This is a genomic window from Synechococcus sp. CCY9202 (genome assembly GCF_034931685.1).
Classification (GTDB): domain Bacteria; phylum Cyanobacteriota; class Cyanobacteriia; order PCC-6307; family Cyanobiaceae; genus CBW1002.
The window spans coordinates 1-13,580 of sequence record NZ_JAYGID010000031.1 but is presented as its reverse complement, the minus strand read 5'-3'; the positions used below and the strand labels follow the sequence as shown (position 1 = coordinate 13,580).

The 13,580-nt window shown below is 70.1% G+C and carries 11 protein-coding genes, 1 tRNA gene and 1 pseudogene; 7 read left to right on the top strand and 6 right to left on the bottom strand.

The window, feature by feature from the left end; genetic code table 11:
- Positions 1 to 3 precede the first annotated feature (3 nt).
- Both crtR and VB777_RS05010 read right to left on the bottom strand, forming a co-directional pair.
- A complete protein-coding gene (crtR, locus tag VB777_RS05015) occupies positions 4 to 1,038 on the bottom strand; it encodes a beta-carotene hydroxylase (protein ID WP_370594818.1) in 1,035 nt (344 codons plus the stop codon).
- 56 nt (positions 1,039 to 1,094) lie between these two features.
- Positions 1,095 to 1,176 (bottom strand) — tRNA-Leu (locus tag VB777_RS05010).
- Positions 1,177 to 1,216: 40 nt separating this feature from the next.
- Between VB777_RS05010 and VB777_RS05005 the strand changes: the two genes are divergently transcribed.
- Together VB777_RS05005 and ileS are read left to right on the top strand one after the other, a co-directional pair.
- Positions 1,217 to 2,185, top strand: a complete 969-nt coding sequence (locus tag VB777_RS05005; RefSeq protein WP_323247466.1) for a hypothetical protein — start codon at positions 1,217 to 1,219, stop codon at positions 2,183 to 2,185.
- A 199-nt stretch (positions 2,186 to 2,384) separates the two neighbouring features.
- Positions 2,385 to 5,270, top strand: a complete 2,886-nt coding sequence (gene ileS, locus VB777_RS05000; RefSeq protein WP_323247485.1) for an isoleucine--tRNA ligase — start codon at positions 2,385 to 2,387, stop codon at positions 5,268 to 5,270.
- Positions 5,271 to 5,300: 30 nt separating this feature from the next.
- Here the strand turns inward: ileS and VB777_RS04995 are convergent, their stop codons facing one another.
- Together VB777_RS04995 and VB777_RS04990 are read right to left on the bottom strand one after the other, a co-directional pair.
- On the bottom strand, positions 5,301 to 5,615 hold the full coding sequence (locus VB777_RS04995) for a hypothetical protein (RefSeq protein WP_231598179.1): 315 nt from the start codon (positions 5,613 to 5,615) through the stop codon (positions 5,301 to 5,303).
- The gene (locus VB777_RS04990) at positions 5,605 to 6,258 is read right to left on the bottom strand and encodes a DUF3177 family protein (RefSeq protein WP_197157288.1); all 654 of its coding nucleotides are present in this window, start codon (positions 6,256 to 6,258) and stop codon (positions 5,605 to 5,607) included. Before VB777_RS04990 ends, VB777_RS04995 begins: the two co-directional genes overlap by 11 nt.
- Positions 6,259 to 6,293: 35 nt before the next feature.
- On the opposite strand from VB777_RS04990, the gene VB777_RS04985 reads away from it, so the two are divergent.
- From VB777_RS04985 to VB777_RS04970, 4 genes are read left to right on the top strand one after another with little or no spacing between them, the layout of a single operon-like run.
- Complete coding sequence (locus VB777_RS04985; protein ID WP_197171663.1) at positions 6,294 to 7,580, top strand: FIST signal transduction protein; 1,287 nt, start codon at positions 6,294 to 6,296, stop codon at positions 7,578 to 7,580.
- A 26-nt stretch (positions 7,581 to 7,606) separates the two neighbouring features.
- The gene (trmB, locus tag VB777_RS04980; RefSeq protein ID WP_197172115.1) at positions 7,607 to 8,341 is read left to right on the top strand and encodes a tRNA (guanosine(46)-N7)-methyltransferase TrmB; all 735 of its coding nucleotides are present in this window, start codon (positions 7,607 to 7,609) and stop codon (positions 8,339 to 8,341) included.
- Positions 8,338 to 9,657, top strand: coding sequence for an IctB family putative bicarbonate transporter (locus VB777_RS04975; protein WP_322757738.1), 1,320 nt, complete (start codon positions 8,338 to 8,340; stop codon positions 9,655 to 9,657). Before trmB ends, VB777_RS04975 begins: the two co-directional genes overlap by 4 nt.
- A complete protein-coding gene (locus VB777_RS04970; protein ID WP_322757739.1) occupies positions 9,657 to 10,664 on the top strand; it encodes an N-acetylglucosamine kinase in 1,008 nt (335 codons plus the stop codon). The genes VB777_RS04975 and VB777_RS04970 overlap by 1 nt, the downstream gene beginning before the upstream one ends.
- A 4-nt stretch (positions 10,665 to 10,668) precedes the next feature.
- Here VB777_RS04970 and glmM read toward each other — a convergent pair whose 3' ends face one another.
- Complete coding sequence (gene glmM, locus VB777_RS04965; RefSeq protein ID WP_197171657.1) at positions 10,669 to 12,105, bottom strand: phosphoglucosamine mutase; 1,437 nt, start codon at positions 12,103 to 12,105, stop codon at positions 10,669 to 10,671.
- 219 nt (positions 12,106 to 12,324) lie between these two features.
- Complete coding sequence (locus tag VB777_RS04960) at positions 12,325 to 12,552, bottom strand: hypothetical protein (RefSeq protein ID WP_197157298.1); 228 nt, start codon at positions 12,550 to 12,552, stop codon at positions 12,325 to 12,327.
- Positions 12,553 to 12,616: 64 nt separating this feature from the next.
- Between VB777_RS04960 and VB777_RS04955 the strand changes: the two are divergent.
- Positions 12,617 to 13,580, top strand: a pseudogene (locus VB777_RS04955) (hypothetical protein); the annotation flags it as partial.

The following is a 13,580-nucleotide window of genomic DNA, read 5'->3' as shown; positions in this document are numbered from 1 at the left end:
GGCTCAGCGGACCGGCGACACCGCCGTTCGATGCAGCAGCTCCAACACCCTGCGGCGGGCATGGCGGGTCGGCATCAGAGCAGCCAGAGGCCTGAGTCGACTGCGGCGCTTCTTGTGGCTGCGCACGCCGAGAAAGATGTCGTAGAGAAAATTGAGACCATCGGTGCGGGTCTCGAACAAACCGAGACGCTGAGGTGATCCCTTGGCGTCAAGAATGTGGCGGGTGGCGTGATAGGCGTCCTGGTACTCAAACCAGGGAATCGATGGCCAGAGATGGTGAATCAGGTGATAGTTCTGCCCCATGATCAGCAGGTTCATCAACCGGCCCGGGTAAACGCGGGCGTTGTGCCAGCGGTTGCGCGACTGAAAGGGCCGGTGAGGCAGATAATCGAAGAACAGACCCAGGGTGACCCCCACCATCAGCGCCGGTGCGAACCAGCAGTTGAAGACGAAATCCTGGAAGCCATACTTCAACGACGCCAGCACGATGGCAAAGAAGAGGCCGCGAGCCAGACCCCACTCCAGTAATTCATAGCGGCGCCAGAGGTGATGCCGGAAGAAGAAGACCTCGTGATAGAAAAAACGCGGTGCGATCAGCCACAGCGGTCCAAACGTGGAGACGATGTGATCGGGATCGTGTTTGGGATCGTTCACATGGGCGTGATGCTGCAGATGCACCCGCGTGAACACCGGAAAGCTGAAGCCGAGCAGCATCGCCGCCCCATGGCCCATCACCGCGTTCCAGAAGCGGCTGGGATGGGCGGCGTTGTGGCAGGCATCGTGAATCACGGTGCCCTCCAGATGCAGAGCCAGGAAGCCGAGGGCCAGCAGCACCGGCAGGGGCCAACCGGCGCCGAACCAGCCCCAGATGGTGAGCCCTGCCAGGGCATAGCCCCCCAGGAACAACCCCACGGTGGGATTCCAGGCATCCGGCGGGTCGAGGAACTCTCGCGGCACCGCACTGGAAGGGGAACGCCTCAGCACCTGGGTGGCAGGGGTCTGAATCGAACGCGCCTCAGTCGCCAGCGGAGATTCCATCATCGTCTGCTGATGCACCTGAGGCCAAAAGGTCGCACAACCTAAAAAACCGGGAATGCCCACCGGGGGACTTGAACCCCCACAGCCTGAGCCACTGGAACCTAAACCCAGCGCGTCTACCAATTCCGCCAGGTGGGCGTGTGGCGACTCTAGGGAGTGTCGGGGAACAGCTTCCACAATGGGGGCCGTACGCCACACCGCCATGCTCGCCACCCTGGGGGGAAGCCTGGCCCTGCTGCTGGGGCTGGCTGTTCTGTTGCTGCCGCTGCTGGCCCAGGAGCTGAGCCGTCCCCGCGACGCAGTGTGGGGGGCGGTGGTGCTGCTGCTGGGGCTGGTGCTGGTCACCAGCGCCGACCGCCTGGTGGGAGCGCCGATGGTGGCCGTGCTCTGCGGCGGCCTGCTGATCGGCCGCCTCGGCAGCGAGGTGGGCCAGGCCCGCTGGCGTCAGCTCACCCCCGAAGAGCAGCAGCGGCTCTGGTCGTTGGAGCGGTGGCGAACCAGCCTGCAGCAACTGCTGGTGGCGGTCGGCAAGCTGATCGAGCTGGTGATGGGCCTGGCAACGGGACTGGCCAGCTGGATCCAGGAGCGGCGCCAACCGCGCAGCGTCACCAAGCGCTGGGTGCGGCAGGAGCCTGGGGCCACGGACAGCTCAAGGGACAGTTCTGACCAGGAAGCCAGCGCCGACATGGACTCCAACCCTGGGGCCGAGCGCAACCCCGGTGCTGATGGCCTGCAGGGCCAGGAGCCCGCGCCCCAGCACAGCCCCGAGACCGATGGGGCCACCGAGCACCAGCCTGCGCTGGAAACCAGCCCAGAGTCCGACGGATCGATCCCTCCCCTGACTGCCCCGAGGGATGAGGCCGAAACCCAGCCGGCGGGGACAGCTGCAGCGCCCAGCCCTGCACCGGAGGACGATCTGCCCCCCTCCGACCTCACCCAGGAACCATCAGAAGCGCAACTGCCGGCTTCGGTTCAGGACCAGGCTTCGAATCAGGAGGCGACAGCATCGGAGGAGGTTGATGCCGGCCCCGAAGCTGACGAAGCCAAGACCGAAGCCGAAGTCCAGGCCGAGGTGGGATCGGCCCCAGTGGTGCGCAGCTTCGAGGATGTCGACGCGCTGCTCCGCTCCACGCCAGAAGCACCCTGACACCGAAGACACCGGCGTGCCAGAGCGCCGTCACGCCGGGGCAAATGCAGCGGGACGGGATAATCGCGCCTTGCTGCACCGAGGCGTCGTGACCGCCAGCCCGGCCTCCCCCTCGTCCTCCGATCCGGCTGCGGCCGCGGGCCCCACCGCAGAGGTGTCCTACAAGGACACCCTCAACCTCCTGCAGACGCCCTTCGGCATGCGGGCCAATGCCAAGGTGCGGGAGCCGGAGCTGCAGCGTTTCTGGGCCGAGCAGCGGATCTACGAGCGTCTCAGCCGCGAGAATCCGGGAGAACGCTTCACCCTGCATGACGGGCCGCCCTACGCCAATGGCGCCCTGCACGTGGGTCACGCCCTCAACAAGATCCTCAAGGACATCATCAACAAAACCGCCCTGTTGCAGGGCAGGCGCTGCCGCTTCGTGCCGGGCTGGGACTGCCACGGCCTGCCGATCGAGCTGAAGGTGCTGCAGAGCCTCAGCAGCAGCGAACGCCAGGCCCTCACGCCGATCGCGCTGCGGCGCAAGGCCCACGCCTATGCGCTCGAGCAGGTGGAGGGCCAGAAGGCCGGGTTTCGCCGCTGGGGCATCTGGGCCGACTGGGACCAGCCCTACCTGACCCTGCACAAGTCGTATGAGGCGGCCCAGATCGGCGTGTTCGGCCAGATGGTGCTGGCCGGGCACATCTACCGGGGGCTCAAACCGGTGCACTGGAGCCCCAGCTCCCGCACCGCCCTGGCGGAGGCCGAGCTGGAGTACCCCGACGGGCACACCTCCCCGAGCGTCTTCGTCGCCTTTCCGGTGGTGGAGCTGCCCGAGCCGCTGCGCCAGGGCCTGCACAACGCCGGCGTGACCCTTGAAGGCGCTGGCTCCCTGGCGGTGGCGATCTGGACCACCACGCCCTGGACCCTGCCGGCCAACCTGGCAGTGTCGGTGAACGACCGACTCGACTACGCCATCTGCCGCATCGGCCAGGGCGGAGGCGGTAGCCAACACCGCGCTGCCCACCTGGTGGTGGCGGCCGATCTGGCCGCCAGCCTGGAGCACACCCTGGGGCTGAGTCTCGAACCCATCCTGCGGGTCAAGGGCGCGGAGCTGGAGGGCATCACCTACCAGCACCCCCTGCTGGATCGCAGCAGCCCGGTGGTGATCGGCGGCGAATACATCACCACCGAAGCAGGCACCGGCCTGGTGCACACCGCCCCCGGCCATGGCGTGGACGACTTCAACACCGGCCGCAAGTACGGCCTGGCGGTGCTCTGCCCGGTCGATGAGGCCGGCAACCTCACCGCCGAAGCCGGTCCATTCGCCGGCCTGAATGTGCTGAAGGAGGCCAATGGGGCCATCATCACCGCCCTGCGGGATGCCGGCGCCCTGCTGGCGGAGCAGCGCTACGAACACCGCTATCCCTACGACTGGCGCACCAAGAAACCGACGATCTTCCGGGCCACGGAACAGTGGTTCGCGTCAGTGGACGGCTTTCGCGACCAGGCCCTCGCCTCGATCGCCGCCGTGGACTGGCTGCCCGAGAGCGGCCGCAATCGCATCGAGGCGATGGTGCGGGACCGGGGCGATTGGTGCATCTCGCGCCAGCGCACCTGGGGTGTGCCGATCCCCGTGTTCTATCACCGCAGCAGCGGTGAGGTGCTGCTCAACGCCGACACCCTCGACCACATCCAGGCCCTGATCGCCGAGCACGGCTCCGACGTGTGGTGGGAGCGCGATGAGGCAGGCCTGCTGCCACCCGCCTATGCCGACCAGGCCGATCAATGGCGCAAGGGCAGCGACACCATGGATGTGTGGTTCGATTCCGGCTCCTCCTGGGCCGGCGTGCTCGGCGGCCTTGCCGCCGCTGACGCCCCGGCGGAGGCCTCGCCCCTGAACTATCCCGCCGACCTCTACCTGGAGGGCTCGGACCAGCACCGCGGCTGGTTCCAGAGCAGCCTGCTCACCTCGGTGGCCGTCCATGGCCACGCCCCCTATCGGCGGGTGCTCACCCACGGCTTCACCCTGGATGAGAAGGGCCGCAAGATGAGCAAATCCCTGGGCAACGTGGTCGACCCGGCGGTCCTGGTGGAAGGCGGCAAGAACGCCAAGCAGGATCCCGCCTATGGGGCCGATGTCCTGCGGCTGTGGGTGAGTTCGGTCGACTATTCGGCCGACGTGCCCCTCGGTCCGGGGATCGTCAAGCAACTGGCGGATGTGTACCGCAAAGTGCGCAATACGGCCCGCTATCTGCTGGGCAACCTCCACGACTTCGATCCGCGGCCCGTGGCCGAGGGCGGCGATGCGATCGCCTACGCCGAGCTGCCGCTGCTGGACCGCTGGATGCTGCAGCGCACCGCCGCCCTGATCGATGCGGTGACGGGCGACTTCGAGCGCTTCGAGTTCTACCGCTTCTTTCAGGCGCTGCAGAACTTCTGCGTGGTGGATCTCTCCAACGTCTACCTCGACATCGCCAAGGATCGGCTCTACGTGAGCGGCGCTGCCGAATTCCGCCGCCGCAGCTGTCAGACCGTGCTGAGCCTGGTGCTGGAGCGTCTGGCGGGGCTGATCGCACCGGTGCTCTGCCACATGGCTGAAGACATCTGGCAGAACCTTCCCTACCCCGTGGCCGAGGTCTCGGTGTTTGAGCGGGGCTGGCCCACGGCGCCAGCGGACTGGGCCGCACCCGAACTGGAGAGCTCCATGGAGCGGATTCTCGAGCTGCGCGCCCTGGTGAACCGCCAGCTGGAGAGCTGCCGGGCCGAAGGGAAGCTCGGTGCCTCCCTTGAAGCCCAGGTGCACCTGGAGCTCGGCGCCGGTGAGGCCGCAGCGGCCCTGCAACCCTGCCTCGACTGGCTGGCGGGTTCAGCCGCGCCAAGCGTCGACAACCTGGCCGACTGGCTGCTGGTCTCAGCTCTGCAGCTGGGCGGTGCTCCCCCTGACGCGGTGCTGGCCGAGGCCAGCGCAGGCGGCATCCAGGTGCGGATTGCCCGGGCCGAGGGCGAGAAATGCGAGCGCTGCTGGCATTACGAAACCGACATCGGCCAGCACACCCTGCACCCCAGCCTCTGCGGCCGCTGCGTGGCGGTGCTGACCACCTGAATTGAGCCGGAGTTCAGCCGGCCAGGCACCTCAGCACCAGCGGGCCGGGTCCAACAGCAGCTCCATCGGCACCGGCCCCAGCAGCACCTGCTCGGCACCGGGCCGCAGGGGGCCCACCAGCAGTTCGGCGGCTTCGATCCGTGCGCCCGGCGGCAACGCCGACTGGTCGGGATCGACCTCTGTGGGGTGCGTGGTGCTGCTGGAAAATCCGCGGAACACCAGCAGCTCCAGGGGGTCCTCGCCGAGGGAACCCCGCAGCCGCAGCACCCGATCGGGCCGGTCCCGGCTGATCTCCTCCAGCCTGGCCAGCACCCCACAGCCGGCAGCGCCCGTCTCAGAACTCACCGGCCACCCTCCCCTGCTTGGGCAGCCGCACCAGCAGCCACTGCAACAGCCCCACCCCATAGCCCACCAGGGCCAGGTAGCCCACGAAGGCCGCCACCGCCGGCGTCCAGTCGGCGCCGAAGACGAAGTCAAAGACCCGGTCGACGCCCCCATGAATGCCCTGCGGCGCCTCCAGCCAGGCACGGCAGAGGGTGCGCTCCAGGGCAGCCCCACCCCCCAGGCAGGGAAGCGCCGTGGTCGCCAGGCCCGCGCCGAGCAGGGCCAGCACCGTGAGGCTCCAGCGCCAGAGGCGCAGGGTGAGCGGCAAGGGACGCCAGGGCGGCAGGTCGGCCAGTTCCTCGTTGAGATCGACCCAGAACCACAGGGACGCCACGATCAGCAGCGGCGCAATCACCAGCAGGGCGTAGCCGAGCGGACGGCGATCGGTGAGCAGCAACAGGGCCACCAGCAGCAGGCTGGCCACCTTCCAGTAGATCGTGAGCAGCCGCACCAGGGCCGTCTCCCGACGCAGCGCCGCCCAGACCAGCAGCACCAGCGGCAGCCCCAGGGCGAACACGCTGGCGAGCCGCACATCCAGCCACACCAGCGAGCGATACAGGAGATCGGACTCGAACACGGCGGCGGCGGTACGGGAAGACGCCATTATCCGCAGCCTGCCTGAGGCGATAGGGTCCGCCCATGGCCGCATTCCCATTCCTGCGCTGGCTCGAGCCAGCTGAGCCGGCTGCCTGGTGTCGCAGCGCGCTCTCCCAGGAGGCCTCCCTCGAGGCCGCGGTGGATGCCGTCGCCGGCCAACTGAGCAGCAAGGAAGAAGCCGATCTGGCCCTGGTGTTTGTCTCGAGCGCCTACGCCAGTGACCTGCCACGTCTGCTGCCACTGCTCAGCCAGCGGCTGCGCTCCAACCATTGGCTCGGCTGTGTCGGCGGCGGTGTGGTGGGCACCGACCCTGCCGGGGTGCCGCGGGAGCTGGAGCGCGAGCCGGCCCTGAGCGTGACCCTGCTGCGCCTGCCCGGTGCAAGGCTGCACCCGTTCCAGATCGACACCAGCCAGCTGCCTGATCTGGACGGCCCCGCCGAACCCTGGATCGATCGGGTCGGCACCGCCGCAGGCGCGTCTGCCTCGATGCTGCTGCTGGTGGATCCCTCCAGTCCGGCCATCAACGACCTGATCAGTGGCCTCGACTACGCCTTTGCGGGGGTCGACAAGGTGGGAGGCATCGCCGGACAGCACAGCGCCAGCCATGGCTCCCTGCTGTTTGACGGCTCGGTCTGCACCGGCGCGGTGGGCTGTCTGATCGAAGGAGCCTGGCGGCTCGATGCGGTGGTGGCTCAGGGCTGCCGGCCGATCGGCCCGGTGTTCGAAGTGGAGCAGGCCCAGCGCAACGTGGTGCTGGAAGTGAGCCTCGGCCAGCGGCGCAACACCCCCGTGGCCGCCCTGCAGGAAATCCTCACGGCCCTCACCCCGGAGGAGCGGGAGCTCGTCAAGCACTCCCTGTTCCTGGGTGTGGGGCGCAGCAACTTCAGCCTCAGCAGCAGCAGCGAAGACTCGGCGGCCTTCCTGGTGCGCAACCTGATCGGCGTCGATCCCCGCAATGGCGCCGTGGCCGTGGCGGAGCGGATGCGGGTGGGCCAGCAGGTGCAGTTCCAGCTGCGCGATGCCGCCGCCTCCAGCCAGGAGCTGCGCCAGCTGCTGGCCAGCCAGGCTGAACGGGAGCCGGAGCCACTGGCGGCATTGGTCTTTGCCTGTCTGGGCCGGGGCCAGGGCCTCTACGGCCGCCCGGACGGGGATGTGAGCCTCTGCCGCGCCGCCTTCGCGACGGTGCCGATCGCCGGGGCGTTCTGCAACGGCGAAATCGGGCCGGTGGCGGGCAACACGCACCTGCATGGCTACACCGCCAGCATCGGCTTCCTGGTGCCCCAGGAACCCGTGGACCCGGTCGCCTCAGCAGCCGAAGCGGCGGCCTGAGCGCCGGAAGCGACACTGCCGCCATGGTGCGTCAACACGTCAATCCCCTCAGCCGCCGCCACCAGCTGCCGCGGCCCCTGCCACCACTGAACGACCTGTTCGCCGATCCGTCCCTGCCGCTTCGGCTCGACATCGGCTCGGCCCGCGGCCGCTTCCTGCTGGCCCTGGCCCAGGTGGATCCGGGCTGGAACCATCTCGGCGTCGAGATCCGCAGGCCCTTGGTGGAGGCCGCCGAGGCCGACCGCCAGGTCCTGGGCCTCAGCAACCTCCACTTCCTGCTCTGCAACGCCAATGTGAGCCTGCAGGACTGGCTCAGGGCCCTGCCGGAGGGCAGGCTGGAGCGGGTCACGATCCAGTTCCCCGACCCCTGGTTCAAGACGAAGCATCACAAGCGGCGGGTGCTGCAGCCCGCCCTGCTGCACGCGATCGCAGCCGCCCTGGCGCCGGGCCGGGAGCTGTTCATCCAGAGCGACGTGCTGGCCGTGATCGAGCCGATGGTGGACCTGATCGAGGCCAGCGCCTGCTTCACCCGTCCGCCGCAGGACCGGCGCCCCTGGCGCGACCACAACCCCCTGCCGGTGCCGACCGAACGGGAGCGACTGGTGCTGGAGCAGGGGCTTCCGGTGTACCGCGTGCTCTATCAACGCGCCCTGACGCCCGCCCCCGGATTGGAGGAGAGGGTGGCGCTGGCCGCCGATAATCCCGCCACTGAGCCGGTGCACACCACCGACTCCTGCGCCGCGGAGCCACCAGCCCCTTGACCTCCCCTGCCCCCACCCCCTGGCTGCTGCGCTGGCAGGGGGTTCTGGCCAACACCCCCGCCGGCCCCCTCAGCAGCCGGATGCCCCTGGTGGCGGGGGTGGTGCTCTGCGCCCTGATGGCCGGCCTGCCGCTGGTGACCCGCGCAGGGCTGAGCCTGCTGATCCTGGCCAGCGGCCTGCTCTGGCTGGTGTGGGCCCTGCGGACGCCGGCGCGGGGCCTGAGCCCGATCAATGGCTGGCTGCTGGTGGTGCTGGCCCTGGCGGTGCTGGCCACGGGCTTCTCGCCGGTCCCGGCTGCCGCAGCCAAGGGGTTGCTGAAACTGCTCAGCTACATGGCCGTCTATGCCCTGATGCGCCAGCTGCTGGCCGCCGCTCCGGTGTGGTGGGACCGGATCGTGGCAGCGCTGCTGGCCGGCGAGCTGGTGACCAGCGTGATCGGCCTGCGGCAGCTCTACGCCAACACCAGCGAACTGGCCCGCTGGGCCGATCCGAACTCAGTGGCCAGCGGAACGGTGCGGATCTACAGCACCCTGGAGAACCCCAACCTGCTGGGGGGCTATCTCCTGCCGATCCTGCCCCTGGCGATCGTGGCCCTGCTGCGCTGGCCCGGCCTGGCCCGCAAGCTCTATGCTCTCGCCTCCCTGGTGCTGGGTGCTTCAGCTCTGGTGCTCACCTACAGCCGCGGCGCCTGGATGGGGATGGTGGCCTCCCTTGCCGTGATCGGCCTGCTGCTGGCGATCCGCCAGACCCAGACCTGGCCCCTGCTGTGGCGGCGCCTGTTTCCGCTGTTGCTGCTGGGAGGCGGGGCTCTGATTCTGGTGCTGCTCGTCACCCAGGTGGAGCCCCTGCGGGTGCGGGCGATGAGCCTGCTGGTGGGCCGCGAGGACAGCTCCAACAACTTCCGCATCAACGTCTGGCTGGCGGCCCTGGACATGATCCGCGACAGGCCCTGGCTGGGGATCGGGCCGGGCAACACGGCCTTCAACCTGATCTACCCGCTCTATCAGCAACCCAAGTTCAACGCCCTCAGCACCTACTCGATCCCCCTGGAGCTGGCCGTGGAAGCGGGGATTCCCGGTCTGCTGGCCGGCATCGGCCTCGCTCTGGCAAGCATCAGGGCCGGGCTGGCCCAGTGGCGTCAGTCCGGCGTGCTGGCCCTGCCCTGCCTGGCCTCGGTGGCGGTGATCGCCGGGCTGATGGTGCAGGGCCTCACCGACACGATCTTCTTCCGGCCGGAGGTGCAGCTGATCGCCTGGTTCTGCCTGGCCACCCTCGCGGCCGCTCCAGCATTGGGCCGGGCCACGGATCGCCCCTGATGACCGGCTCGCCAGCACCAGTGCCTTCGCCAGGCCTGATCGCCGGCTTCGACGCGGGCCAGAGCCACACCTGCTGCCGGCTGGCACGGCCCGATCCGGCATCCTGGATCCTGGCGGAAGGCGAGGGGCCGGGCGTCTGCCACCTGGCGGCACCGGACGGTCCGGAGCGCTTCCGTGCGGCCCTGCAGCTCAGCCTTCAGAGCGCTCTGGAACGGCTGCCGGCCGAGGCGCAGGCCCAGACAGGTCTGCAGCCCCTGTTGGCGGCGGCGATCGGCGCCAGCGGGATCGAGCAGGGAACCGCCGTTCAGGAAGAGGGCCGACGCCTTGCCGCCCGGGCCCTGCAACTGCCCCTGGAACGGCTGGAGGTGACCGGCGATGAGCGCACCGCCCTGCACGGCGCCTTCGCGGGCGGGGTCGGCATCCTGGTGATCAGCGGCACCGGCACGATCGCCGTGGGCCAGGACGGCCAGGGCCGCAGCCACCGCTGCGGCGGCTGGGGCTGGCTGCTCGATGGGGCCGGCTCAGCGATGGACATCGGCCGTGACGGCCTGGCCCTGAGTCTGCGCATGGCCGATGGCCGCATCCCGGACTCCGATCTGCGCCGGGCCCTGTGGCAGGCCCTGGATCTGGAAGTGGACGACCCCCTGGCACCGCAGCGGATCAAGACCCTGGTGGTGCAGCCGCAGTTCGGCGCCGCTGGCTTCGCCGCCCTGGCGCCGGTGGTGCACGACCTGGCCAGGCACGGCGATGCCGGGGCGGCGGCGATCCTTGAGGCCAACGCCGCCGCCCTGGCGGCAATGGTCATGGCGGTGGCCGCGGCCCTGGAGCTGCAGAGCCCGGCCGTGGTGACCAGCGGCGGGGCCCTGCGCCACCTGGAGGGCCTGCACCAGCGTTTCGCCCAGCGGCTGCAGGAGCGTCTGGGCGGCGCCCATCTGGTGGACCCGCGGGGCGATGCCTGCGCCGGTGCCCTCCAGCTCGCCCAGCAGCTGGCGGATCAGGCAGCCTGAGCCCTCAGGCCGCACAGAGGTGCGCTTCGGCCTCGGCCGCCAGGTGGTGAGTCCAGTGATCCACCTGGCCCTGTTCGGCCGCCTCCACCATCACCCGCAGCAGGGGCTCGGTGCCGCTGGCCCGCACCAGCACCCGTCCCTGACCCTCCATCGCCTGCTCGGCCGCCTCCACCGCACGACGCAGCGGCTCACACTGCTGCCACTGCTGCCGCCGCTGCCGATCGGGCACGGTCACGTTGACGAGCCGCTGGGGGTAGGGCCGGAAGCTGCTCTCAAGCCAATCGGCCAGGCTCAGGCCGGCCTGGTGCAGGCGGGTGGCCACCTGCAGGGCGGTGAGCAGGCCATCGCCGCTCATGCCATGGCGGGCCGAGAGGATGTGACCCGACTGCTCACCACCGAGACCCGCCCCCAGCTCCTCCATCGCCTGGTGGACGTACTGATCCCCCACGGCGGTGCGCTCCAGCACCCCGCCACGGGCCTGCCAGGCACGCTCGAAGCCCAGGTTGGACATCACCGTGGCCACAATGCGGTTCTGGGGCAGCTGATCGGCCTCCTGCAGGGCCGTGCCCCAGAGGTAGAGGATCTGATCGCCGTCCACCACCCGACCCTGGCCATCGACGGCCAGCATGCGGTCGGCATCGCCATCGAAGGCGAATCCCATGGCGGCACCGCTGGCGAGCACGGCCTGCCGCAGCGGCTCGAGATGGGTACTGCCACAGCCCATATTGATGCGGTGGCCATCCGGCTCGCCGTGCAGCACGGTCACCGCGGCACCGAGGTCACGGAAGACCGCCTCCCCACAGGCGGCGGCCGATCCCCAGCAGAGGTCGAGCACCACCGGGCACCCATCCAGTCGCCTCCCCTCGACGCTGGCCAGCAGACCCTGCCGATAGACCTCCAGCAGGTCGCCCCGCTCATAGGCAGAGCCGAACGTCTCGGAGCCGCTGGCAATGTTGCCGCTAGTGCTGGGGCCGCCGATCGGAGCTTCGGCCTCAGTCTCCGGCGTGCCCCGCAGACCGCGCTCGATCGCCTCCTGCTGGTCGCGGCTGAGCTTGGCGCCGGAAGCCCCGAACACCTTGATGCCGTTGTCGTGGGGAGGGTTGTGGCTGGCCGAGACCATCAGCCCACCAGCCAGCCCGAGGCGGCGGATCGTGCCGGGCACCGCCGGTGTGGGGCAGAGACCCAGGTTCCAGACCTCCCGACCCGCGGCGGTCAGACCGGCGGTGAGGGCCGCCACCAGCATCGGTCCGCTGGTGCGCGAATCACTGCCGATCACCACCGGGCCGTCGGTGCGCAGCACCCGCCCGCACCAGTAGCCCACCTGCAGCGCCAGGGCCGGGGTCACGCAGGTACCGACGCGGCCGCGGATTCCGTCCGTGCCGAAGCCGGTGACGGCGTCACCCAGGGGTGCACCGATCGGAGGGGGCAGCGGCCCGGGCATGGCGACGCGATCGATGGCGGGCAGCAGGTTAAGAGCCTGCTGAAAAAGTCCCGAGGTCGCCATGACTTGAGTCTGACCTCTGGGCGCAGCGCCCGTGAACACTGGGCTCGGAGTCAGGCGTTCCCGGGCTGAATGGCCCTTGAAGGGGTTTTTCAGCAGTCTCTTAAGCGCCGTGTCCCGCCCCGCCCTCGCCATCACCGCCAGCGGCACGACTCCGGGTCAGCGCCAGCGACGCGGCCAGCAGGCCCAGCGCAGCAGCTCCGCCACCGCCCAGAGCAGCAGCAGGCCCACACTCCAGCCCGGCAACCAGCGGAAAGGCGGATAGGGCCGCAGCAGCACTACCACCCCTGCCACCGCCCAGAGCTGCAGGGTGCGCCGCCGCTGGGCCGCTCCCGGCAGGGTGGTGAGCAACGGCGGCAAGGGCGGCAGGGACGGCAACCGCGGCATCGACCGAGCCGGCGGCACCGGCGGCGGAGGGATCCCCAGAATGCCGGCAGCTGGCCCGCACGCCGTGCCCCGTTTCCCCCTGCTGATCGCGGCGACCACCCTGGGGACCGGCGCGGTGCTCCTCGGTGGCGGCGCCCTGCTGCAGTGGCTGCGCCCACCCCTGACTCCCGCCGTCTCCAGTGCTGCACTGACCAGGGCGGCGCGCTGGGACCCGGATCCCTGGCGGCGGCGGGAGGCGGCGCTCCTGCTGCACGCCCGCCTGGGCGAGGAGCCACGCCAACGGAGGCAGCTCCTGCGCCACCAGGGCTGGGGAGCCGATCCCCTCGCCGCCGTGGTGCTCAAACAGGACGCCCTGGCCGCGGAAGCCCTGGGCGACAGCAACGCCGCCACCCAGCTCTGGCAGCAACAACTGCGCCGCTTCCCCGGCGCCCCGAGCAGTGCCGATGCCCTCTACGCCCTCGGAAGGGAACAGCCGATCCAGCGTCAACGGCTGCGGCAGCGCTTCCCCGCCCATCCAGCGGCCCTGGCCGCCGCCCTTGAGGCCGGCGATCAGGGCCAGGCCCTGCTGGATGGCGCCAGCCATCTGGCCCGCTGGGGAGCCCGCTGGCCCGGCGCGATCGGGCCGATCCGCGCGGCCTGTGCCCTCAAGAATCCAGCACCGAACGCGGGTCAACGGGATCAGCTGGCCGGCGGCCTCGCCCAGTTGGGCGACGGCCAGGCCGCCCTGGCCTGCCTGAGGGGTGGCCGCGGCTCCAACGCCACCGAGCTGAGCCTGGCCCAGGCCCTGCTACGGGGCACTGCCACCGACAACGCCCTGGGCCAAGGGCGCCTGCTGGAGCTGGTCCGCCGCGCCCCGCAGGCCCCCGAGGCCGATGAAGCCGTGCGGCTGCTGGTCCTGCAGCCGCAGACCGACGCGTTGCTGGCGCAACTGCCACCCCGCTGGCGCTCCAGTGCGCCGGTGCAGGCTCACGCGTGGGTGTTCTTCGAGGAGGCGGTACCGGCCCGGGAGGCTCGCCAGCTCGGGGCAG

Excerpts from the sequence above, each read along its gene's own strand:
- VB777_RS05005 (WP_323247466.1), top strand. The coding sequence starts at position 1,217 with ATGGGGGCCGTACGCCACACCGCCATGCTCGCCACCCTGGGGGGAAGC.
- crtR (WP_370594818.1), bottom strand. The coding sequence starts at position 1,038 with ATGGAATCTCCGCTGGCGACTGAGGCGCGTTCGATTCAGACCCCTGCC.
- VB777_RS04970 (WP_322757739.1), top strand. The coding sequence starts at position 9,657 with ATGACCGGCTCGCCAGCACCAGTGCCTTCGCCAGGCCTGATCGCCGGC.
- ileS (WP_323247485.1), top strand. The coding sequence starts at position 2,385 with ATGCGGGCCAATGCCAAGGTGCGGGAGCCGGAGCTGCAGCGTTTCTGG.
- VB777_RS04960 (WP_197157298.1), bottom strand. The coding sequence starts at position 12,552 with ATGCCGCGGTTGCCGTCCCTGCCGCCCTTGCCGCCGTTGCTCACCACC.
- VB777_RS04990 (WP_197157288.1), bottom strand. The coding sequence starts at position 6,258 with ATGGCGTCTTCCCGTACCGCCGCCGCCGTGTTCGAGTCCGATCTCCTG.
- VB777_RS04985 (WP_197171663.1), top strand. The coding sequence starts at position 6,294 with ATGGCCGCATTCCCATTCCTGCGCTGGCTCGAGCCAGCTGAGCCGGCT.
- glmM (WP_197171657.1), bottom strand. The coding sequence starts at position 12,105 with ATGCCCGGGCCGCTGCCCCCTCCGATCGGTGCACCCCTGGGTGACGCC.